This window comes from Bacillus sp. FSL M7-1345, from assembly GCF_038006985.1.
GTDB classification, from domain to species: domain Bacteria; phylum Bacillota; class Bacilli; order Bacillales; family Bacillaceae_G; genus Bacillus_A; species Bacillus_A cereus_U.
Map to the genome: position 1 here is coordinate 299639 of NZ_JBBOWG010000001.1, position 23906 is coordinate 323544.

Sequence of the window (23906 nt, forward strand, 5' to 3'; positions counted from 1 at the left end):
AACGCAGTTCATCAATAAACGTTGACTTGTTTTGTTTCGTTCAGTTTTGAGAGAACTATCTCTCAAGTTTAAATGTATGTTCTTTGAAAACTAGATAACAGTGTAGCTCATATTTTTTTAATTTTATTTTGGTTAAGTTAGAAAGGGCGCACGGTGGATGCCTTGACACTAGGAGTCGATGAAGGACGGGACTAACGCCGATATGCTTCGGGGAGCTGTAAGTAAGCTTTGATCCGAAGATTTCCGAATGGGGAAACCCACTATACGTAATGGTATGGTATCCTTACCTGAATACATAGGGTATGGAAGACAGACCCAGGGAACTGAAACATCTAAGTACCTGGAGGAAGAGAAAGCAAATGCGATTTCCTGAGTAGCGGCGAGCGAAACGGAATCTAGCCCAAACCAAGAGGCTTGCCTCTTGGGGTTGTAGGACATTCTATACGGAGTTACAAAGGAACGAGGTAGACGAAGCGACCTGGAAAGGTCCGTCACAGAGGGTAACAACCCCGTAGTCGAAACTTCGTTCTCTCTTGAATGTATCCTGAGTACGGCGGAACACGTGAAATTCCGTCGGAATCTGGGAGGACCATCTCCCAAGGCTAAATACTCCCTAGTGATCGATAGTGAACCAGTACCGTGAGGGAAAGGTGAAAAGCACCCCGGAAGGGGAGTGAAAGAGATCCTGAAACCGTGTGCCTACAAATAGTCAGAGCCCGTTAATGGGTGATGGCGTGCCTTTTGTAGAATGAACCGGCGAGTTACGATCCCGTGCAAGGTTAAGCTGAAGAGGCGGAGCCGCAGCGAAAGCGAGTCTGAATAGGGCGTTTAGTACGTGGTCGTAGACCCGAAACCAGGTGATCTACCCATGTCCAGGGTGAAGTTCAGGTAACACTGAATGGAGGCCCGAACCCACGCACGTTGAAAAGTGCGGGGATGAGGTGTGGGTAGCGGAGAAATTCCAATCGAACCTGGAGATAGCTGGTTCTCCCCGAAATAGCTTTAGGGCTAGCCTTAAGTGTAAGAGTCTTGGAGGTAGAGCACTGATTGAACTAGGGGTCCTCATCGGATTACCGAATTCAGTCAAACTCCGAATGCCAATGACTTATCCTTAGGAGTCAGACTGCGAGTGATAAGATCCGTAGTCAAGAGGGAAACAGCCCAGATCGCCAGCTAAGGTCCCAAAGTGTGTATTAAGTGGAAAAGGATGTGGAGTTGCTTAGACAACTAGGATGTTGGCTCAGAAGCAGCCACCATTTAAAGAGTGCGTAATAGCTCACTAGTCGAGTGACTCTGCGCCGAAAATGTACCGGGGCTAAATACACCACCGAAGCTGCGAATTGATACCAATGGTATCAGTGGTAGGGGAGCGTTCTAAGTGCAGTGAAGTCAGACCGGAAGGACTGGTGGAGCGCTTAGAAGTGAGAATGCCGGTATGAGTAGCGAAAGACGGGTGAGAATCCCGTCCACCGAATGCCTAAGGTTTCCTGAGGAAGGCTCGTCCGCTCAGGGTTAGTCAGGACCTAAGCCGAGGCCGACAGGCGTAGGCGATGGACAACAGGTTGATATTCCTGTACCACCTCTTTATCGTTTGAGCAATGGAGGGACGCAGAAGGATAGAAGAAGCGTGCGATTGGTTGTGCACGTCCAAGCAGTTAGGCTGATAAGTAGGCAAATCCGCTTATCGTGAAGGCTGAGCTGTGATGGGGAAGCTCCTTATGGAGCGAAGTCTTTGATTCCCCGCTGCCAAGAAAAGCTTCTAGCGAGATAAAAGGTGCCTGTACCGCAAACCGACACAGGTAGGCGAGGAGAGAATCCTAAGGTGTGCGAGAGAACTCTGGTTAAGGAACTCGGCAAAATGACCCCGTAACTTCGGGAGAAGGGGTGCTTTCTTAACGGAAAGCCGCAGTGAATAGGCCCAAGCGACTGTTTAGCAAAAACACAGGTCTCTGCGAAGCCGTAAGGCGAAGTATAGGGGCTGACACCTGCCCGGTGCTGGAAGGTTAAGGAGAGGGGTTAGCGTAAGCGAAGCTCTGAACTGAAGCCCCAGTAAACGGCGGCCGTAACTATAACGGTCCTAAGGTAGCGAAATTCCTTGTCGGGTAAGTTCCGACCCGCACGAAAGGTGTAACGATTTGGGCACTGTCTCAACCAGAGACTCGGTGAAATTATAGTACCTGTGAAGATGCAGGTTACCCGCGACAGGACGGAAAGACCCCGTGGAGCTTTACTGTAGCCTGATATTGAATTTTGGTACAGTTTGTACAGGATAGGCGGGAGCCATTGAAACCGGAGCGCTAGCTTCGGTGGAGGCGCTGGTGGGATACCGCCCTGACTGTATTGAAATTCTAACCTACGGGTCTTATCGACCCGGGAGACAGTGTCAGGTGGGCAGTTTGACTGGGGCGGTCGCCTCCTAAAGTGTAACGGAGGCGCCCAAAGGTTCCCTCAGAATGGTTGGAAATCATTCGTAGAGTGCAAAGGCATAAGGGAGCTTGACTGCGAGACCTACAAGTCGAGCAGGGACGAAAGTCGGGCTTAGTGATCCGGTGGTTCCGCATGGAAGGGCCATCGCTCAACGGATAAAAGCTACCCCGGGGATAACAGGCTTATCTCCCCCAAGAGTCCACATCGACGGGGAGGTTTGGCACCTCGATGTCGGCTCATCGCATCCTGGGGCTGTAGTCGGTCCCAAGGGTTGGGCTGTTCGCCCATTAAAGCGGTACGCGAGCTGGGTTCAGAACGTCGTGAGACAGTTCGGTCCCTATCCGTCGTGGGCGCAGGAAATTTGAGAGGAGCTGTCCTTAGTACGAGAGGACCGGGATGGACGCACCGCTGGTGTACCAGTTGTTCTGCCAAGGGCATAGCTGGGTAGCTATGTGCGGAAGGGATAAGTGCTGAAAGCATCTAAGCATGAAGCCCCCCTCAAGATGAGATTTCCCATAGCGTAAGCTAGTAAGATCCCTGAAAGATGATCAGGTTGATAGGTTCGAGGTGGAAGCATGGTGACATGTGGAGCTGACGAATACTAATAGATCGAGGACTTAACCATATAATATGAAGCAAATGTTATCTAGTTTTGAAGGAATATACCTTCAATAGTTTGGTGATGATGGCAGAGAGGTCACACCCGTTCCCATACCGAACACGGAAGTTAAGCTCTCTAGCGCCGATGGTAGTTGGGACCTTGTCCCTGTGAGAGTAGGACGTCGCCAAGCAAAAACCTAAGTCGTTTCGACTTAGGTTTTTTTGTGTTTATTTTTATTTACCAAATGTTAAAATCCATAAATTTAATAACGCTAAAGAAGAAAAAAGAATGAAATAGAGGCTGTTTAAAATAATGGCAATGATTTTTTGTACTCCTGATTTTCCGAATGCTCCTAAAATAATCCCTAAGATAGGAAAGATTATTTCTATCATAAGTGTATATTTTAAATAATGAGAGTAGAAAAAATGGGATGATATAAATAAGTATTCAATAATTACAGCAATTACTGCGATGGAGAAAAATAAATAGGGTAATAACACAGTTATTTTTTTCACGGTTATTCCTCATTAGAAATTAAATCGTTATAATATAAGTTCTATTGATGTATAGAATACAAGAGTGTATATATTTTAATTAAAACATACTGAAGTACCATATAAACAGTTATACGTAAAATAGATCTCTAGAAATATATATTCTAATTTCCCTTCCTTCTTGTATATAGTTGCAATTCTTCTTTTGAATATAACTAAAACACGAACGTTATCGATGACTAATAAAAAAACATTCGATTATTTATTGACATTGTTTATGAAATATTGTTAATATAGCCATAGAAACAATAATATATAAGACCTCATATAATCGCGGGGATATGGCCTGCAAGTCTCTACCTAACGACCGTTATTCGTTAGACTATGAGGGAAAGTCACTCGGTATTTTTCTATTCACAAGGGATACGTATGCCTGAGTAGAGCGCTTTCTCTCATAGTAAAAGAGAAACTGTTCTATTTCAGGCTTTTTTTATTTGAATCGGGGGGATTCTAATATGAAATCACTAGTTGGAGTCATAATGGGAAGCACGTCAGACTGGGAAACAATGAAATATGCTTGTGACATTTTAGATGAATTAAATATACCGTATGAGAAAAAAGTTGTATCCGCTCATCGGACTCCGGATTATATGTTTGAATATGCAGAAACAGCTCGTGAACGTGGATTAAAAGTTATTATTGCTGGAGCTGGTGGAGCAGCACATTTACCAGGAATGGTTGCAGCGAAGACAAATCTTCCTGTAATCGGTGTCCCAGTTCAATCAAAAGCGTTAAACGGCCTAGATTCGTTATTATCCATTGTCCAAATGCCAGGAGGGGTTCCAGTTGCAACTGTTGCAATTGGTAAGGCTGGTTCAACAAATGCTGGATTGCTTGCTGCACAAATACTTGGATCATTTCATGATGACATACATGATGCATTAGAGTTGAGACGAGAGGCTATTGAGAAAACTGTGCGTGAAGGTAGTGAGCTAGTATGACGAGAATCATCTTACCTGGAAAAACAATCGGCATTATTGGAGGCGGCCAGCTTGGAAGAATGATGGCACTGGCAGCTAAGGAGATGGGTTATAAAATTGCTGTTTTAGATCCTACAAAGCATTCACCATGTGCACAAGTTGCTGATATTGAGATTGTTGCATCTTATGACGATCTAAAAGCAATTCAGCATTTAGCAGAGATAAGCGACGTTGTCACATATGAATTTGAGAATATTGATTATAGATGTTTACAATGGCTTGAGAAACATGCGTATTTACCACAAGGTAGTCAATTATTAAATAAAACGCAAAATCGTTTTACTGAAAAGAATGCAATTGAAAAAGCGGGGTTACCGGTAGCATCGTATAGATTGGTTCAAAATCAAGATCAACTTACAGAAGCAATTAAAGAGTTATCTTTCCCTTCTGTCTTAAAAACAACGACAGGTGGATACGATGGTAAAGGGCAAGTGGTTTTAAAGAGTGAAGCTGATGTTGTGAGAGCAAAAGAGCTTACTAATAAAGCAGAATGCATTCTTGAAAAATGGGTACCTTTTGAAAAAGAAATATCAGTTATTGTAACTCGTAGTGTAAGTGGTGAAACGAAAGTATTTCCCGTAGCAGAAAATATTCATGTGAATAACATCTTACATGAATCTATCGTTCCAGCTCGCATTACAGAAGAACTTTCTCAAAAAGCAATTACTTATGCAAAAGTACTTGCGGATGAATTAAAACTTGTGGGAACACTAGCGGTAGAGATGTTTGCTACAGCTGACGGTGAGATTTACATTAATGAATTAGCACCAAGACCTCACAACTCAGGGCATTATACGCTTGATGCATGTGAAACGAGTCAATTTGGTCAACATATTCGAGCAATCTGTAATTTACCTCTTGGAGAAACAAATTTGTTAAAACCAGTTGTCATGATTAACATTTTAGGCGAACATATAGAAGGGGTCCTAGGACAAGTGAATAGATTAACCGGGTGCTATTTACACTTGTATGGAAAAGAAGAAGCAAAAGCACAGCGAAAAATGGGGCATGTTAATATTTTAAATGATAATATTGAAGTCGCTCTAGAAAAAGCGAAGAGTTTGCATATTTGGGACCATCAAGAACAACTGTTGGAGGGAAAAAGATGATTAATCGTTATACACGCCCTGAAATGGGTGCGATTTGGACGGAAGAGAACAAATTTAAAGCGTGGTTAGAAGTTGAGATTTTAGCGTGTGAAGCATGGGCTGAGCTTGGCGATATTCCAAAAGAAGATGTGAAAAAAATTCGTGAACATGCATCATTTGATATTGATCGTATTTATGAAATTGAAAAAGAAACACGTCATGACGTAGTTGCTTTCACTCGTGCTGTATCAGAAACACCAACATTAGGTGAAGAACGTAAATGGGTTCATTACGGTTTAACATCTACAGACGTAGTAGATACAGCTTTATCTTATATCTTAAAACAAGCAAATGAAATCTTGTTAAAAGACTTAGAAAACTTTGTTAGCATTTTAGCTAATAAAGCGAAAGAGCATAAATACACGATTATGATGGGAAGAACACACGGTGTACATGCAGAGCCAACAACATTTGGTTTAAAACTTGGTCTTTGGTATGAAGAAATGAAACGTAACGTAGAGCGTTTCAAACAAGCTGCTGATACAGTTCGCGTTGGTAAATTATCTGGTGCGGTTGGTACATATGCAAATATTGATCCATTCGTAGAAAAGTATGTTTGTGAAAACTTAGGATTAGAAGCAGCACCAATTTCAACACAAACATTGCAACGTGATCGTCATGCACATTACATGTCAACACTTGCACTAATCGCAACATCTGTTGAAAAGATGGCAGTTGAGATTCGTGGTTTACAAAAGAGTGAAACACGTGAAGTTGAAGAGGCTTTCGCAAAAGGTCAAAAAGGTTCTTCTGCAATGCCGCATAAACGTAATCCAATTGGATCTGAAAATATGACTGGTTTAGCTCGTGTTATCCGCGGTTATATGATGACAGCCTACGAGAATGTTCCGTTATGGCATGAGCGTGATATCTCTCACTCTTCTGCAGAACGCGTAATTTTACCAGATGCTACAATCGCGTTAAATTACATGTTAAATCGCTTTGGTAATATCGTTAAAAACTTAACTGTATTCCCAGAGAATATGAAACGCAATATGACAAGAACATACGGCTTAATTTACTCTCAGCGCGTAATGCTTACACTAATTGACAAAGGTCTGGTACGTGAAGAAGCTTATGATATCGTACAGCCTAAAGCAATGGAAGCTTGGGAAACACAAGTACAATTTAAAGAGCTTGTAGAAGCTGACGAGCGTATTACAAGTAAGTTAACGCAAGAAGAAATTAACGAATGTTTCAATTATGAACATCATATGCAACACGTTGATACAATCTTTGAACGCCTTGGATTAAACGAAGCGTAAAATTTCATATGGCACAGAATAGAGTCATTCTGTGCCATTCTTTATAAAAATATTATTCACATTTTTCAAACTACAGGGGGCTTGCGAAATGCAAAAGCTAGAATTGCTGTATGAAGGTAAGGCAAAAAGAATTTATCGTACAGAAGCAGCAGATATGGTTTGGGTAGAGTACAAAGATAGTGCGACTGCTTTCAATGGGGAGAAAAAAGCGACAATTACAGGAAAAGGTCGTTTGAACAATGAGATTACAACTTTATTGTTCAGAAAGTTACAAGAAGTTGGAATTAAAACACATTTTGTAGAGAAGTTATCTGATACAGAACAACTTGTCAAAAAGGTGAGTATTATTCCATTAGAAGTTGTCACAAGAAACGTAATTGCAGGTAGTCTTTCAAAAAGACTAGGAATGGAAGAAGGAACTGCTCTTACAGCACCAATCGTAGAATTTTACTACAAAGATGATGATTTAGGAGATCCACTTGTAACGGAAGATCATATTCGTTTGTTAAATGTTGCAACACCAGAGCAAGTAAGCGTATTACGAGATGCAGCTCTACAAATCAATCAAGTGTTGATTGAGCATTTCGCAAGCTGTCGTGTAAGATTAGTAGATTTCAAATTAGAGTTTGGCGTAACAGAAGAAGGGGAAATCATATTAGCAGATGAAATTTCACCAGATACTTGCCGTTTATGGGATGAAACGAGCAATGAAAAATTTGATAAAGATGTATTCCGTCGTGATCTTGGGAATTTAACAGAAGCATATGAAGAAATTTTAAAACGTTTAGGGGGAGCTTCACATGTATAAAGTTAAGGTATATATAACGTTAAGAGAAAGTGTATTAGATCCACAAGGAACTGCGGTAAAGGGAGCACTTCATAGTCTTTCATTTACAGAAGTACAAGACGTTCGAATCGGAAAGTATATGGAATTAACAATTGATAAATCAGTATCTGATTTGGATAGCAAGGTAAAAGAAATGTGCGAAAAACTATTAGCAAACGTTGTAATGGAAGACTACCGTTATGAAGTTGAGGAGGTTGTCGCACAGTGAAATTTGCCGTAATAGTATTTCCAGGTTCGAACTGTGATGTTGATATGTTTCATGCAATTAAAGATGAGCTTGGCGAAGAAGTAGATTACGTTTGGCATGATACAGAGAACTTAGATGAGTATGATGCGATTCTCTTACCAGGTGGATTCTCTTACGGTGACTACTTACGCTGTGGTGCTATTTCTCGCTTTGCTAATGCAATGAAAGCAGTGCAAAAAGCTGCTGAGCAAGGAAAGCCGATTTTAGGTGTATGTAATGGATTCCAGATTCTTGTTGAATCAGGATTACTACCAGGAGCATTAATGAGAAACGAAAACTTAAAATTCATGTGCCGAACTGTGCAGTTACGTGTTGAAAATAATGAAACGATGTTTACATCACAATATGAAAAAGATGAAGTAATTAATATTCCAATTGCACATGGTGAAGGGAATTACTATTGTGATGAAGCGACCCTTAAACAATTAGAAGAGAATAATCAAATCGCATTCCGTTACGTAGAAAATCCGAATGGAAGCGTTTCAGATATTGCAGGTATTGTAAATGAAAAAGGGAATGTCCTTGGCATGATGCCACATCCAGAGCGTGCTGTAGATGAATTGCTTGGCGGTGCTGAAGGTTTAAAAGTCTTTCAATCTATCTTAAAACAGTGGAGGGAAACATATGTCGTTAATGCTTGAGCCAAATCCAACACAAATTAAAGAAGAGCGTATATATGCGGAAATGGGGCTAACAGACGAAGAGTTTGCCATGGTTGAAAAGATTTTAGGCCGTTTGCCGAATTATACAGAAACGGGACTATTCTCTGTTATGTGGTCTGAACATTGTAGTTATAAAAATTCAAAGCCAGTTCTTCGTAAGTTTCCAACGACAGGTGAGCGTGTCTTACAAGGACCTGGAGAAGGCGCTGGAATTGTAGATATCGGTGATAATCAAGCGGTTGTATTTAAAATGGAAAGTCATAACCATCCTTCTGCAATTGAGCCATATCAAGGGGCGGCAACAGGTGTCGGCGGTATTATTCGCGATGTATTCTCTATGGGCGCACGTCCGGTAGCTCTATTAAACTCACTTCGTTTCGGTGAATTACAATCACCACGTGTGAAATATTTATTCGAAGAAGTAGTAGCAGGAATCGCAGGATACGGTAACTGCATCGGGATTCCTACTGTTGGTGGAGAAGTACAGTTTGATCCATGCTATGAAGGAAATCCACTTGTAAATGCAATGTGTGTAGGCTTAATTAATCATGAAGATATAAAAAAAGGGCAAGCGCATGGTGCTGGTAATACAGTAATGTACGTAGGAGCATCAACTGGTCGTGATGGTATTCACGGTGCAACGTTCGCATCTGAAGAGCTATCTGAAAGCTCAGAAGCGAAGCGTCCGGCGGTTCAAGTAGGGGATCCATTTATGGAGAAACTTCTTATTGAAGCATGTTTAGAACTTATTCAGTCTGATGCACTTGTTGGAATTCAAGATATGGGAGCTGCTGGTTTAACATCATCTTCTGCAGAAATGGCAAGTAAAGCAGGTATGGGTATTGAAATGTACTTAGATGATGTACCGCAGCGTGAAACAGGAATGACTCCATATGAAATGATGTTATCTGAATCACAAGAGCGTATGTTAATCGTTGTGAAAAAAGGTAGAGAGCAAGAAATAGTAGATTTATTTGAGAAGTATGGTCTTGCAGCAGTTACGATGGGGAAAGTAACGGAAGATAAAATGCTTCGCTTATTCCATAAAGATGTAATGGTAGCTGAAGTACCGGCGGATGCTCTTGCAGAAGAAGCACCAATTTATTATAAACCGTCAAAGGAAGCAGCATACTTTGCTGAGTTCCAGCAGATGAAAATGGAAACACCGCAAGTAGAGGATTATAAAGAAACGTTATTATCTCTATTACAACAACCAACGATTGCAAGTAAAGAATGGGTATATGATCAATATGATTATCAAGTGCGCACAAGCACAGTTGTTACACCAGGTTCAGATGCAGCGGTTGTACGTGTACGCGGTACAGAAAAAGGATTAGCAATGACGACAGATTGTAACTCTCGCTACATTTATCTAGATCCAGAAATGGGCGGTAAAATTGCAGTAGCAGAGGCGGCACGTAATATCGTATGTTCTGGCGGGGAGCCACTTGCAATTACAGATTGCTTAAACTTCGGTAACCCAGAAAAACCAGAGATCTTCTGGCAAATTGAGAAATCAGTAGACGGTATGAGTGAAGCTTGCCGCAAGTTACAAACGCCAGTTATCGGCGGGAATGTATCAATGTATAACGAGCGTAGTGGTGAAGCTGTATATCCAACACCAACTGTTGGGATGGTTGGACTTGTACACGATTTAAAACACGTAACAACACAAGAATTTAAACAAGCTGGCGATTTAGTTTATGTAATTGGAGAGACGAAAGCTGAGTTTGGCGGAAGTGAATTACAGAAAATGATCTACGGGAAAATTTTCGGTCAATCACCAAGCATCGATCTAGATGTAGAATTAAAACGCCAAAAACAATTACTAGCAGCAATTCAAGCTGGACTTGTTCAATCTGCACATGATGTTGCAGAAGGTGGTTTAGCAGTTGCAATTACTGAAAGTGCAATTGGTGCTAACGGTTTAGGTGCTACTGTGAAATTAGATGGGGAAGCAACAGCAGTATTATTTGCAGAATCACAATCTCGCTTTGTTATAACTGTAAAACGTGAAAATAAAGAAGCATTTGAGAAAGCGGTTGAAGCAATTCAAGTTGGAGAAGTTACAAATACAAATGAAGTAACAATTCATAATGAAGAAAATGAAGTATTACTTACAGCAAATGTAGATGAAATGAGAAAGGCTTGGAAAGGGGCAATCCCATGCTTACTGAAATAAAGGGGTTAAATGAAGAATGTGGCGTTTTCGGAATTTGGGGGCATGAAAATGCAGCACAAGTTTCGTACTACGGATTGCACAGTTTGCAGCACCGTGGGCAAGAAGGCGCAGGCATTGTTGTAAATAATGGGGAAAAAATCATCGGTCACAAGGGGTTAGGTTTAATATCAGAAGTGTTTTCAAGAGGTGAGCTAGAGGGATTAAACGGAAAATCAGCAATTGGACACGTACGATATGCAACAGCTGGTGGAAGTGAAGTTGCTAACGTTCAACCATTATTATTCCGTTTTTCTGATCATAGCATGGCGTTAGCTCATAACGGAAATTTAATTAACGCAAAAATGCTTCGTCGTGAATTAGAGGCAGAGGGAAGTATTTTTCAAACAAGTTCAGATACAGAAGTACTTTTACACCTCATTAAACGTAGTACAAAAGATTCTTTAATTGATAGTGTAAAAGAGGCTCTAAATAAAGTGAAAGGTGCGTTTGCATATCTTTTACTAACTGGAAATGAAATGATCGTTGCGCTAGATCCAAATGGATTCCGTCCTCTTTCAATTGGAAAGATGGGGGATGCTTACGTTGTAGCATCGGAAACATGTGCTTTCGATGTGGTTGGTGCAACATACATTCGTGATGTAGAACCTGGTGAATTGCTTATTATCAATGATGAAGGAATTCACGTAGATCGTTTTACAAATGAAGTAGACCATGCGATTTGCAGTATGGAATACATTTACTTTGCACGTCCAGATTCTAATATCGCTGGTATTAATGTTCATGCAGCACGCAAAAACATGGGGAAACGTTTAGCGGCGGAAGCTCCTATTGAAGCTGATGTTGTTACTGGTGTACCAGACTCTAGTATTTCAGCAGCAATTGGTTATGCGGAGGCGACAGGAATTCCGTATGAGTTAGGATTAATTAAAAATCGTTACGTTGGACGTACGTTTATTCAACCTTCTCAAGAACTGCGTGAGCAAGGGGTTAAGATGAAGCTCTCAGCAGTAAGAGGTGTAGTTGAAGGAAAACGAGTTGTTATGATTGACGATTCTATCGTAAGAGGAACGACAAGTAAACGAATTGTTCGCATGCTTCGCGAGGCTGGAGCGACAGAAGTCCATGTAAGAATTGCTTCACCACCTCTTAAGTATCCATGCTTCTATGGCATTGATATTCAAACGAGAAAAGAATTAATCGCGGCAAATAATTCAATAGAAGAAATCCGTCAAATCATCGGAGCAGATTCTTTAACATTTTTAAGTGAAGATGGATTAGTAGATGCAATTGGACGCCCATATGAAGGGAAATACGGTGGTCTATGTATGGCTTACTTCAATGGAGACTATCCAACAGCTCTTTATGATTATGAGCAAGAGCTTTTAGAAAGTATGAAATAAGAAGAAAAAAGCTTCTACTTCTTTTGATGTAGAAGCTAGCTTCTTTCTTAAAACGGCCGCCCTGGATGGGGAGAAATTAAAAGACGAGGTGTAAAAAACGATGGCGAATGCATATAAGCAAGCAGGAGTAGATATTGAAGCTGGATATGAAGCGGTATCTCGCATGAAAAAACACGTACAAACAACAATGAGAAAAGAAGTGCTAGGCGGTTTAGGCGGTTTTGGAGGTATGTTTGATCTATCAAAATTTGCATTAGAAGAACCTGTATTAGTATCTGGAACAGATGGCGTGGGAACGAAATTGATGCTCGCTTTTATGGCAGATAAACATGACACAATTGGTATTGATGCAGTAGCAATGTGTGTAAATGATATTGTTGTCCAAGGAGCAGAGCCGCTTTTCTTCCTTGATTATATTGCTTGTGGTAAAGCTGAACCTAGTAAAATTGAAAACATCGTCAAAGGTATATCAGAGGGCTGTCGCCAAGCTGGTTGTGCATTAATTGGTGGAGAAACAGCTGAAATGCCAGGAATGTATTCTACGGAAGAATACGATTTAGCTGGTTTTACAGTTGGAATTGTTGATAAAAAGAAAATTGTAACAGGTGAAAAAATTGAAGCTGGTCACGTATTAATTGGCTTAGCATCTAGCGGCATTCATAGTAACGGTTATTCTTTAGTAAGAAAAGTACTACTAGAAGATGGAGAACTATCTTTAGATCGTATTTACGGACGCTTAGAACTACCTCTTGGTGAAGAATTATTAAAACCAACGAAAATTTATGTCAAACCTATTTTAGAACTATTGAAAAAACATGAAGTATACGGTATGGCACATATTACAGGTGGTGGATTCATTGAAAATATTCCACGTATGTTGCCAGAAGGAATCGGTGCGGAAATTGAATTAGGATCTTGGCAAGTTCAACCGATTTTTAGTTTACTTCAAGAGGTTGGAAAACTAGAAGAGAAAGAAATGTTCAATATTTTTAACATGGGTATTGGTATGGTAGTAGCAGTAAAGGAAGAAGAGGCAAAAGATATTGTTCGTCTTCTTGAGGAACAAGGCGAGAAAGCTCATATTATTGGACACACTGTACAAGGATCTGGTGTTACCTTTATTGAGGGAACAGAAGTATGAGTAGATTAGCAGTTTTTGCTTCTGGGAGCGGCTCTAACTTTCAATCTCTTATTAATGCGGTAGAAGAAAAAAGATTGGATGCAGATATTAGTTTATTAGTATGTGATAAACCAGAGGCACGCGCTATTGGACGGGCACATTATCACCATATTCCGTGTTTCACCTTTTTAGCGAAAGCATATGAGTCAAAAGAAGCATTTGAAAGAGAGATATTAAAGAAGCTAGAAGAGTATGAAATTGATTATGTTATTTTAGCTGGATATATGCGTTTAATTGGACCGACTTTACTAGCAGCATACGGCGGGAAAATTATTAATATTCATCCATCACTATTACCGAGCTTTCCAGGTAAAGATGCTGTTGGTCAAGCGTTAGAAGCAGGTGTGAAAGTAACTGGAGTAACGATTCATTATGTAGATGCAGGTATGGATACAGGTCCAATTATTGCGCAAGAAGCAGTAGTTGTTTCTGAAGGAGATACGAGAGAAAGCTTACAAAAGAAAATTCAACAAGTTGAACATAAATTATACGTAAATACAGTGAATCAAATTGTTCAGTCTGTGAAAAAACCAACTGTTAACTAACATACAACCAGGGGTGAAGGATAAATGAAAAAGCGTGCATTAGTAAGTGTTTCAGATAAAACAGGAGTAGTAGAATTTGTTAAAGGTTTACTTGAACAAGGGATTGAAGTTATTTCAACAGGTGGTACGAAAAAATTATTAGAAGAAAACGGCTTGCAAGTAATTGGTATTTCTGAAGTAACTGGTTTCCCAGAAATTATGGATGGCCGTGTAAAAACATTACATCCAAATATTCATGGTGGTCTATTAGCAGTTCGTGATAATGAAACGCATGTAGCGCAAATGAATGAATTAGGTATTCAACCAATTGACTTTGTTGTTGTTAACTTATACCCATTTAAAGAAACAATCGCTAAGCCTGATGTAACATTTGCTGATGCAATTGAAAATATTGATATCGGTGGCCCAACAATGATTCGCTCTGCTGCGAAAAATCATAAATTTGTATCTGTAATTGTAGATCCGGTCGATTATGATGTTGTATTAGCAGAACTGAAAGAGAACGGTGAAGTAACAGAGGAAACGAAACGTAAATTAGCAGCGAAAGTATTCCGTCATACAGCGGCATATGATGCGTTAATTTCTAACTATTTAACAGAGCAAATGGGCGAAGAAAGCCCTGAAACAGTAACGGTGACATTTGAGAAAAAACAAGATTTACGCTATGGCGAAAATCCACATCAAAAAGCGACATTCTATAAAGCACCATTCGCAGCAACTTCTTCTGTTGCATACGCAGAACAATTACACGGTAAAGAATTATCTTATAACAATATCAACGATGCGGATGCAGCACTTAGCATCGTGAAAGAATTTACAGAACCGGCAGTAGTAGCGGTAAAACATATGAATCCATGTGGCGTTGGGGTAGGCACGGATATTCATGAAGCATACACACGTGCTTATGAAGCGGATCCAGTATCAATCTTCGGCGGTATTATTGCAGCAAATCGTGAAATTGATAAAGCTACAGCAGAAAAGTTACACGAAATTTTCTTAGAAATTGTTATCGCTCCTTCGTTCTCGCAAGAAGCTTTAGAAGTGTTGCAAAGCAAGAAGAACTTACGCTTACTAACTGTAAATATTGAAAAAGCGACAAGTGCAAGTAAAAAACTAACTTCTGTACAAGGTGGTCTTCTTGTTCAAGAGGAAGATACGTTATCATTAGATGAGGACGCAATTTCAATTCCAACGAAACGTGAACCATCAGAGCAAGAATGGAAAGATTTAAAACTAGCTTGGAAAGTTGTAAAGCATGTGAAATCAAATGCAATTGTTTTAGCGAAAGATGATATGACAATTGGTGTTGGTGCTGGACAAATGAATCGTGTAGGCTCTGCGAAGATTGCAATCACACAAGCTGGCGAAAAAGCACAAGGTAGCGCACTTGCATCTGATGCTTTCTTCCCAATGCCAGATACAGTAGAAGAAGCAGCAAAAGCTGGAATTACAGCGATCATTCAACCAGGCGGATCGATTCGTGATGAAGATTCTATTAAAATGGCAGATGCGTATGGGATTACGATGGTGTTCACTGGCGTACGTCATTTTAAACATTAATAGAGTAATTTTAGAAATAACAAACTAGGAGCATAGCTTCTAGTTTGTACTTATTTAATTATTGGGGGATGAAATATGAATGTTTTAGTAATCGGCCGTGGTGGACGTGAGCATGCTTTAGCTTGGAAGTTTGCACAATCTGAAAAGGTAGAAAAAGTATATGTAGCGCCAGGTAATGAAGGTATGCGAGATGTTGCAACACCAGTTGATATTGATGAGAATGATTTTGATGCACTAGTCTTATTTGCAAAAGAGAATAATGTAGGCTTAACTTTCGTTGGACCAGAAATTCCACTTATGAATGGAATCGTTGATCGTTTTAAGGAAGAGGGACTTCGTGTATTTGGGCCTAATAAAGCGGCTGCTGTTATTGAAGGTAGTAAAGCTTTTACAAAAGAATTGATGAAAAAGTATGATATTCCAACTGCGGCATATGAAACTTTTACAGACTATGAAGAGGCAGTAAAGTACATTCAAAAAGTTGGTGCACCGATCGTAATTAAGGCAGATGGGTTAGCTGCTGGTAAAGGTGTAACGGTAGCAATGACGCTTGAAGAGGCATTGCAAGCTGTGAAAGAAATGCTACAAGATGTGAAATTCGGCGCAGCAAGCAAGAAGGTCGTTATTGAAGAGTTTTTAGATGGACAAGAATTTTCATTAATGGCATTTGTAAATGGAACAATTGTACATCCGATGGTAATTGCTCAAGATCATAAACGAGCTTTTGACGGCGATAAAGGTCCTAATACAGGCGGAATGGGCGCATATTCTCCAGTACCACAAATTCCGGAGTCAGCGGTTCAAGAAGCGATTCAAACAGTATTACATCCAACTGCTAAAGCGATGATCCAAGAAAATCGTTCGTTTACAGGAATTTTATATGCGGGGCTTATTTTAACGAATGATGGTCCAAAGGTAATTGAGTTCAATGCACGCTTTGGTGATCCTGAAACGGAAGTTGTATTACCACGCTTAGAAAATGATTTAGTTGATGTATGTAACGCTGTATTAGATGAAAGTGAATTAACGTTACAATGGTCAAAGGAAGCAGTTATTGGTGTCGTACTTGCTTCGAAAGGATATCCAGAAGCATATAAAAAAGGTGAAATTATTAACGGATTAGATGCACTGCAAGATGTGATTGTTTTCCATGCGGGTACAGCGATGAAACATGGTGACTTTGTAACAAACGGTGGCCGTGTATTATTTGTTGCTTGTAAGGCGAATAGTTTACAAGAAGCGAAAGATAAGGTCTATAAAGAAATCGGTAAAATTGAGAGTGATGGTTTATTTTACCGAAGTGATATAGGATATCGTGCAATTGGTCATGAGATGACGAGAAGCTAATGTATAAAAAATCCCGCTGATTTCTCAGCGGGATTTTTATGCATCTTTATCTTTTTTTAATTTCCCTTTTTGCTTTGCCATTTCTCGAAGTAAATACTCGATGTGTGCATTGACGCTACGAAACTCATCATTCGCCCATTTTTCGATGACTGCGTGTAATTCAGGATCAATACGTAATGGAAAGCTTTTCTTTTTGGCCATAATCACTTACAACCTTTAGTATAGGCTTCCTGTATTAATAACTGGTTGCGCACCTTTATCTGAAACGATGGCAACTAATAAATTGTTCACCATATTTGCTTTACGCTCGTCATCGAGTTCCAGTACGCCTTCTTCATCTAACATATGGATTGAATCTTTCGCCATCTTCACAGCACCTTCAACAATCTCTTTTCTAGCAGCTAAAACTGCTTTTGCTTGTTGACGTTGGAGCATTGCATGGGCAATTTCTGTTGCGTAAGCTAAATGTGTTAAACGAGTTTCTAATACTTCTACGCCAGCGATTTCAAGGCGTGCTTCTAACTCACGCTTTAATTCTTCAGAGATTTCTTCAGTATTTCCTCGTAACGTGATACAAGTTTCATCTTGGAAATTATCATAAGGATATTTTGTAGCAACGTGGCGAATTGCTGTTTCACTTTGAATTTCTACGAATCGATCGTAATGCTCAACACCAAACATTGCTTTTGCAGAATCAACAACTTTATATACGATAACAGCTGCAATTTCAATTGGATTGCCCTCAACATCGTTTACTTTTAATTTCTTACTGTTAAAGTTTTCAACACGTAAAGATACAGTTTGACGAAACGCGAATGGAATTGTTAAAAATAAACCATTTTGACGAATTGTTCCTAAATAACTACCGAAGAACGTAATAACTTTCGCTTGATTCGGTTGAACGATACCGATACCTGTAGCTAAAACAGATGCTAATATGAGAGCTAAAATAGCTATTACAAACATTTCTTGTACCAGGCAAAATACACCGATAGCGGCTAAAACTAAAATTCCAATAACGCCGAGAAATCCATTAACATAAAATACTTGTTTTTCTTTCATATGATCGCCTCCTGATATAAAAATGATATCACTTTTATATCATTACATGCAAGGTTTTTATACCTAATTTTCTGAATCTTATTGATTGATTTATGTACGTTTTAGGGATAAAACTCCAAAAAGATAAGAATATACGTTCTGTTTTGTGATAAAATAAAGAAGACTTAGCCGCCCACTGCAGCAGCTAAGTCTCTTTGAGAGCATCTTGCATCGTGACAAATGATTCAAAGCGGTTTTGCCAGGATTAATTCTTCAATCGCTGACTCAATCTCTTTGTCAGAAGTGTCATAACTTCCATTTGACTTTGGTTTGTCATGACTGGAAGCTTGCTTAACTTCCTCTTTATTATGGCCTTTTTCAGTAAAGTTCATGCTAGGCATTTTAAATGCGCTCATATTCATATATTTTCCAAACTTACAGGCTTCAACAATAGGGCAGAAACGAACGATTCCCTCCGCAATTTTCATGGCACCAATCCATAGCAAAACTTTAGACCAAGTGCACCAAGGTTTACGTACGAGTTTAGCTGTACTACAACCGAAGAGGATAAGTCCGAGTGTAATTCGAATTAGAGCACTAATTGTGCCGATGTTTTGCTTCATTAGAAAAACACTCCTTTTTGATGAACTTCGAAATAGAAATACTATTTCATTTGTTAGTATTCCGTATAAGCTTTTTGATATGTAATCCAACATTTGACGTTGAAAAAGATGTTGGATTGGGCGTGTGTGTAGGTAGCTTTTTTTGTTATAATGAAAGAATGCGTAAAAGGAAGTTCAAAAAGTCCGGTAAAGATAGCTGTCGCATTTCATCGTTGCATACGCCAGCCCGGTAAAGATATAGCAAGGAATTTAAAAACTCCTGATAAAAATTAACTGTTATTTTGAACAGAAATATAGATATAACTAGAGAAAAGAAAGGGTGTTTTCATGTACGATATTTCCAAATGGAAACATGTATTTAAGCTTGATCCAAATAAGGAGTTAAGTGACGAACATTTAGAAATGATTTGTGAATCTGGAACGGATGCTGTTATTGTAGGCGGAAGTGATGGAGTTACAATTGATAACGTATTACACATGCTAGTTAGCATTCGTAGATATGCAGTTCCTTGTGTGTTAGAGGTTTCTGATTTGGAAGCAATTACACCGGGATTTGATTTTTATTACATCCCAAGTGTTTTAAATAGCCGAAAAGTAGAATGGGTAACAGGTGTTCATCATGAGGCATTGAAAGAATTTGGGGATATTATGGACTGGGACGAGATTTTCATGGAAGGGTATTGTGTTTTAAATCCAGAAGCGAAAGTAGCCCAGCTTACAGATGCAAAATGTGATTTAACAGAAGATGATGTTATTGCATATGCACGTTTAGCAGACAAGTTATTACATTTGCCTATATTCTATTTAGAATATAGCGGGACGTATGGAGATATTGAACTTGTTAAAAATGTAAAAGCAGAATTGAAGCAAGCTAAGCTATATTATGGCGGTGGTATTTCTAATGCAGAACAAGCGAAAGAAATGGCACAGTATGCTGATACAGTAGTTGTTGGAAATGTTATTTATGATGATATAAAAGCTGCGTTAAAAACAGTTAAAGCAGTAAAAGGAGAGTAGGTGCAGGCGCATATGAGTACGACAGATAGGTTATTAAATGGTTTAAATCCGCAGCAACAAAAAGCAGTACAAACAACAAATGGACCACTTCTATTAATGGCAGGCGCAGGTAGTGGGAAAACACGTGTGTTAACACACCGTATTGCGTATTTACTTGGTGAAAAAGGTGTGGCGCCATGGAATGTACTAGCAATTACATTTACAAATAAAGCTGCTCGTGAAATGCGTGAGCGTATTGATAAACTTGTTGGACCAGAGGCAGAAGATATTTGGATTTCTACGTTCCACTCTATGTGTGTACGTATTTTACGACGTGATATTGACCGCATTGGGATTAATCGTAACTTCACGATTTTAGATGCAGGTGATCAGTTAACTGTAGTAAAGAAAATTATGAAGGAGCGCAATATTGACCCGAAGAAGTTTGAGCCGCGCTCTATTTTAGCGGGTATTAGTAATGCGAAAAATGAACTGTTATCTGCAGATAAATATGCAAAAAAAATTACAATGGCTGATCCATATGAAAAATTAACGAGCGATGTATATACAGAATATCAAAAACGTCTTTTGAAAAATAACTCATTAGATTTTGATGATTTAATTATGACGACGATTCAGCTATTTGAACGTGTTCCAGAAGTACTAGAGTTCTATCAGCGTAAGTTCCAATATATTCACGTTGATGAGTATCAAGATACGAACAAAGCCCAGTACCTTCTTGTTAAACATTTGGCATCACGTTTTAAAAACCTTTGTGTTGTTGGTGATTCGGATCAGTCTATTTACCGCTGGCGCGGGGCTGACATTTCTAACATTTTGTCATTCGAAAAAGACTATGAGAATGCACAAGTTATTCTGTTAGAACAAAACTATCGTTCATCACAAAATATTTTAAATGCAGCTAATGCTGTAATTGAAAAAAATTCAAACCGTAAACCGAAGAAATTATGGACAGACAATCAAATTGGAAGCAAAATCTCGTATTATCGTGCTGCAACCGAAAAGGACGAAGCGTATTTTGTTGCGAAAAAAATTCGTGACGATATTCAAATGGGGAACCGAAAATATACTGATTTTGCAGTGTTATATCGTACAAATGCCCAGTCTCGTATGATTGAGGAGATTTTCCTAAAATCTAATATCCCTTACAAAATTGTCGGCGGTACTAAGTTCTATGATCGTAAAGAGATTAAAGACATTTTGGCGTACTTACGTTTAATTGGGAATCCAGATGATGAGATTAGTTTCGCGCGTATTATTAACATGCCAAAGCGCGGGATTGGTGCGACTTCTATCGATAAAATTATTAATTATGGTGTGCAAAACGGAATCTCATTAACTGCTGTATTTGATGAGATTGAGCATGTTGGTGTAAGTGCAAAAATAACAAAAGCAGTAAAAGAATTCGCAAGTTTATTACACAACTGGGTAAATATGCAAGAGTATTTATCTGTTACAGAATTAGTAGAAGAAGTTATTGAAAAGACAGGCTATCGCGATATGCTGAAAAATGAGCGTTCTTTAGAAGCAGAAGGTCGTTTAGAAAACTTAGACGAGTTTTTATCTGTTACACAAACATTTGAATCTCAAAGCGAAGATAAGAGCCTTGTTGCATTCTTAACAGACTTAGCTCTTGTTGCTGATATTGATCGTGTAGATGAAGATCCAACTGCTGGTGAAGAAGTTATTTTAATGACGATGCACTCAGCAAAAGGGTTAGAGTTCCCAGTTGTCTTTATTGTTGGCTTAGAGGAAGGGATATTCCCGCATACTCGTTCTCTTATGGAAGAGGATGAAATGCAAGAAGAGCGTCGTCTTGCCTATGTAGGTATTACTCGTGCAGAGGAAGAATTATATTTATCCAATGCGCAAATGCGTACTTTATTTGGTAGAACAAGTATGAATGCAGCATCCCGATTTATTACAGAAATCCCGGCAGAACTAGTAGAACCATTAAATGAAACAGCGCCGAAGCGTGAAACTTCGTTTGGTGCAAAAGGAAGAACGACAAGCGCAACGACAACACGTTCTCGCTCAGCTTTCGTGCGTCCGGCTGTTAAGACGACAGGTGGCGAGCAAATTGGATGGGCAGTAGGCGATAAAGCTTCCCACCAAAAATGGGGAGTCGGTACAGTTGTAAGTGTGAAAGGTGAAGGTGATGCAAAGGAATTAGATATTGCGTTCCCAAGCCCAATTGGTGTTAAACGTTTATTAGCAAAATTTGCACCTGTGACGAAACAATAGGAAAGGACTGAGGATATGTCAAAAGAGATAACAAAAAAACGTATAGAAGAACTGCGTGATTTGTTAAATACATTTAACTATCAATATCACGTATTAGACAATCCTTCTGTTTCTGATGCGGAATATGACCGTGATATGCAGGAGCTTATGAAATTAGAAGCAGAGAACCCTGAATTTGTAACGGAAGACTCCCCCTCTATTCGAGTTGGGGGAGCTGTACTTGATATATTTGAAAAGGTAACGCATAAATCACCGATGTTAAGTTTAGGTAACGCATTTAATGAAGGAGATTTGCGTGATTTTGACCGAAGAGTACGTCAAGGAATTGATGATACGAATGTAAGATATATATGCGAATTAAAAATTGACGGACTTGCTGTTTCACTTCATTATGAAAAAGGACGCTTTATTCAAGGTGCAACACGTGGTGATGGTGTAACGGGTGAAGATATTACCCAGAACTTGAAAACGATTAAAGCAATTCCACTTCGATTAAATGAAGAAGTAACGTTAGAAGCGCGAGGCGAGGCTTATATGCCGAAGCGTTCATTCGTTAAATTAAATGAGGAAAAAGAGCAAAATGGTGAAGATGTATTTGCGAATCCGCGTAATGCGGCAGCAGGATCGATACGCCAACTTGATCCGAAAATTGCAGCGAAGCGTAACTTATCTATGTTTGTGTATGGTCTTGCTAATGTAGAAGAAAAAACAATTCCATCCCACAGTGAATCGCTGGATTTCTTAGGTAAGCTTGGATTTAAGACGAATCCAAATCGTCGTACATGTGAAACAATTGAAGACGTAATAGCCTATGTAGCAGAGTGGCAAGAAAAACGTCCGCATCTTGATTATGAGATTGACGGAATCGTTATAAAAGTAGATGATGTTGCTATTCAAGAAAGCTTAGGAACTACAGCAAAGAGTCCAAGATGGGCAATAGCTTATAAATTCCCAGCTGAAGAAGTTGTGACGAGATTAACAGGGATTGAATTAAGTGTCGGCCGCACAGGGGTTGTAACACCAACTGCGGAGCTCGAGCCAGTTAGAGTGGCTGGTACTATTGTTCGTCGTGCTTCTTTACATAACGAAGATTTAATTCGTGAAAAGGATATTCGAATTGGTGACTACGTTGTTGTGAAAAAGGCTGGAGATATCATTCCTGAAGTTGTGAACGTTATTTTTGATAAGCGTACTGGTGAGGAAGAAGAATATCATATGCCAACGCATTGTCCAGCATGTGAGAGTGAACTTGTTCGTTTAGAAGAAGAAGTAGCACTTCGATGTATAAATCCGACTTGTCCAGCTCAAATTCGTGAAGGATTAATCCATTTCGTTTCAAGAAATGCAATGAATATTGATGGACTTGGAGAACGTGTAATTACACAACTCTTTGATGCGGATTATATTCGTACGTTTGCTGATTTATATTCATTGACGAAAGAGCAATTATTACAACTAGAACGTTTCGGTGAAAAATCAGCGACAAATCTAGTACAAGCAATTGAGAATTCGAAGGAAAACTCATTAGAGCGATTATTATTCGGTCTTGGTATTCGCCACGTCGGTGCGAAAGCCGCACGTACATTTGCTGAGCATTTTGAAACGATGGATGAGCTTGTGAAAGCAACGGAAGAAGAACTAAAAACAATTAACGAGATTGGTGAAAAAATGGCTCAATCCGTTGTAACGTATTTCGATAATGAAGACGTATTAGAGCTATTACAACAATTTAAAGAGTATGGCGTGAACATGGCATACAAAGGTATAAAAGTTGCTGATCTACAAAATGTTGAATCGTACTTTGCAGGAAAAACTGTCGTCTTAACAGGGAAATTAGAAGTTATGGGACGCAGTGAAGCAAAGAAGAAGATTGAGGCATTAGGTGGAAAAGTAACAGGAAGTGTTAGTAAAAGTACGGATTTAGTTGTTGCTGGTGAAGCTGCTGGTTCGAAATTAGCGCAAGCAGAGAAGCACAATGTTGAAGTTTGGAATGAAGAGAGGTTCTTACAAGAGCTGAATAAGTAAGAGGTGCAAAC

At 39.4% G+C, this 23906-nt stretch carries 19 protein-coding genes, 2 rRNA genes and 1 riboswitch; of the genes, 17 read left to right on the plus strand and 4 right to left on the minus strand.

From position 1 onward, the window contains the following. Positions 1 to 130 precede the first annotated feature (130 nt). Positions 131 to 3052, plus strand: a 23S ribosomal RNA gene (locus MHB76_RS01650). 50 nt (positions 3053 to 3102) lie between these two features. Further along, positions 3103 to 3218 (plus strand): 5S ribosomal RNA (rrf, locus tag MHB76_RS01655). 43 nt (positions 3219 to 3261) lie between these two features. On the opposite strand, the gene MHB76_RS01660 is transcribed toward rrf, so the two are convergent. Further along, complete coding sequence (locus MHB76_RS01660; RefSeq protein WP_078173562.1) at positions 3262 to 3543, minus strand: hypothetical protein; 282 nt, start codon at positions 3541 to 3543, stop codon at positions 3262 to 3264. A 282-nt stretch (positions 3544 to 3825) separates the two neighbouring features. Then, positions 3826 to 3927: riboswitch (purine riboswitch) on the plus strand. A 110-nt stretch (positions 3928 to 4037) separates the two neighbouring features. On the opposite strand from MHB76_RS01660, the gene purE reads away from it, so the two are divergent. From purE to purD, 12 genes are all read left to right on the plus strand, one after another. Further along, complete coding sequence (purE, locus tag MHB76_RS01665) at positions 4038 to 4523, plus strand: 5-(carboxyamino)imidazole ribonucleotide mutase (protein WP_002010008.1); 486 nt, start codon at positions 4038 to 4040, stop codon at positions 4521 to 4523. Continuing rightward, entirely contained in the window at positions 4520 to 5671 is a 1152-nt protein-coding gene (gene purK / locus MHB76_RS01670) for a 5-(carboxyamino)imidazole ribonucleotide synthase (protein WP_078173561.1), read from the plus strand. Before purE ends, purK begins: the two co-directional genes overlap by 4 nt. Further along, positions 5668 to 6975 (plus strand): adenylosuccinate lyase, encoded by a 1308-nt coding sequence (gene purB / locus MHB76_RS01675; protein WP_002091361.1) that lies wholly within the window; start codon positions 5668 to 5670, stop codon positions 6973 to 6975. Before purK ends, purB begins: the two co-directional genes overlap by 4 nt. An 88-nt stretch (positions 6976 to 7063) precedes the next feature. Continuing rightward, complete coding sequence (gene purC / locus MHB76_RS01680) at positions 7064 to 7783, plus strand: phosphoribosylaminoimidazolesuccinocarboxamide synthase (RefSeq protein WP_002159505.1); 720 nt, start codon at positions 7064 to 7066, stop codon at positions 7781 to 7783. Next, positions 7776 to 8030, plus strand: coding sequence for a phosphoribosylformylglycinamidine synthase subunit PurS (gene purS / locus MHB76_RS01685; protein ID WP_002159504.1), 255 nt, complete (start codon positions 7776 to 7778; stop codon positions 8028 to 8030). Before purC ends, purS begins: the two co-directional genes overlap by 8 nt. After that, positions 8027 to 8710, plus strand: a complete 684-nt coding sequence (gene purQ / locus MHB76_RS01690) for a phosphoribosylformylglycinamidine synthase subunit PurQ (protein WP_002159503.1) — start codon at positions 8027 to 8029, stop codon at positions 8708 to 8710. The genes purS and purQ overlap by 4 nt, the downstream gene beginning before the upstream one ends. Further along, positions 8694 to 10913, plus strand: a complete 2220-nt coding sequence (purL, locus tag MHB76_RS01695) for a phosphoribosylformylglycinamidine synthase II (protein WP_016103382.1) — start codon at positions 8694 to 8696, stop codon at positions 10911 to 10913. The genes purQ and purL overlap by 17 nt, the downstream gene beginning before the upstream one ends. Further along, on the plus strand, positions 10898 to 12313 hold the full coding sequence (purF, locus tag MHB76_RS01700; protein WP_002091359.1) for an amidophosphoribosyltransferase: 1416 nt from the start codon (positions 10898 to 10900) through the stop codon (positions 12311 to 12313). The genes purL and purF overlap by 16 nt, the downstream gene beginning before the upstream one ends. Before the next feature lie 100 nt (positions 12314 to 12413). After that, positions 12414 to 13454 carry a phosphoribosylformylglycinamidine cyclo-ligase gene (gene purM / locus MHB76_RS01705; protein ID WP_002010019.1) on the plus strand — a complete coding sequence of 347 codons (1041 nt, stop codon included), beginning with the start codon at positions 12414 to 12416 and terminating at the stop codon, positions 13452 to 13454. Next, positions 13451 to 14038 (plus strand): phosphoribosylglycinamide formyltransferase, encoded by a 588-nt coding sequence (purN, locus tag MHB76_RS01710; protein WP_016103383.1) that lies wholly within the window; start codon positions 13451 to 13453, stop codon positions 14036 to 14038. Before purM ends, purN begins: the two co-directional genes overlap by 4 nt. Before the next feature lie 24 nt (positions 14039 to 14062). Further along, the gene (gene purH / locus MHB76_RS01715) at positions 14063 to 15598 is read left to right on the plus strand and encodes a bifunctional phosphoribosylaminoimidazolecarboxamide formyltransferase/IMP cyclohydrolase (RefSeq protein ID WP_002159497.1); all 1536 of its coding nucleotides are present in this window, start codon (positions 14063 to 14065) and stop codon (positions 15596 to 15598) included. Positions 15599 to 15673: 75 nt separating this feature from the next. Beyond that, positions 15674 to 16945, plus strand: coding sequence for a phosphoribosylamine--glycine ligase (gene purD / locus MHB76_RS01720; protein WP_078173560.1), 1272 nt, complete (start codon positions 15674 to 15676; stop codon positions 16943 to 16945). 36 nt (positions 16946 to 16981) lie between these two features. On the opposite strand, the gene MHB76_RS01725 is transcribed toward purD, so the two are convergent. From MHB76_RS01725 to MHB76_RS01735, 3 genes are all read right to left on the minus strand, one after another. Next, on the minus strand, positions 16982 to 17146 hold the full coding sequence (locus tag MHB76_RS01725; RefSeq protein ID WP_001085171.1) for a toxin-antitoxin system HicB family antitoxin: 165 nt from the start codon (positions 17144 to 17146) through the stop codon (positions 16982 to 16984). 15 nt (positions 17147 to 17161) lie between these two features. Continuing rightward, positions 17162 to 18007: an SPFH domain-containing protein gene (locus MHB76_RS01730; RefSeq protein WP_002063557.1), complete on the minus strand. Its 846-nt coding sequence runs from the start codon at positions 18005 to 18007 to the stop codon at positions 17162 to 17164. 224 nt (positions 18008 to 18231) lie between these two features. Continuing rightward, positions 18232 to 18609 carry a YgaP family membrane protein gene (locus tag MHB76_RS01735; RefSeq protein ID WP_002159494.1) on the minus strand — a complete coding sequence of 126 codons (378 nt, stop codon included), beginning with the start codon at positions 18607 to 18609 and terminating at the stop codon, positions 18232 to 18234. 327 nt (positions 18610 to 18936) lie between these two features. Here MHB76_RS01735 and MHB76_RS01740 point away from each other — a divergent pair, with 327 nt between their 5' ends. Genes MHB76_RS01740 through ligA form a run of 3 tightly spaced genes read left to right on the plus strand, consistent with a single transcriptional unit; the run spans position 18937 to position 23895 of the window. Then, positions 18937 to 19626 carry a heptaprenylglyceryl phosphate synthase gene (locus MHB76_RS01740; RefSeq protein ID WP_002113485.1) on the plus strand — a complete coding sequence of 230 codons (690 nt, stop codon included), beginning with the start codon at positions 18937 to 18939 and terminating at the stop codon, positions 19624 to 19626. Between the two features lie 12 nt (positions 19627 to 19638). Beyond that, entirely contained in the window at positions 19639 to 21870 is a 2232-nt protein-coding gene (gene pcrA / locus MHB76_RS01745) for a DNA helicase PcrA (protein WP_002113486.1), read from the plus strand. Between the two features lie 15 nt (positions 21871 to 21885). Continuing rightward, a complete protein-coding gene (gene ligA, locus MHB76_RS01750) occupies positions 21886 to 23895 on the plus strand; it encodes an NAD-dependent DNA ligase LigA (protein WP_078173558.1) in 2010 nt (669 codons plus the stop codon). Positions 23896 to 23906: the final 11 nt, after the last annotated feature.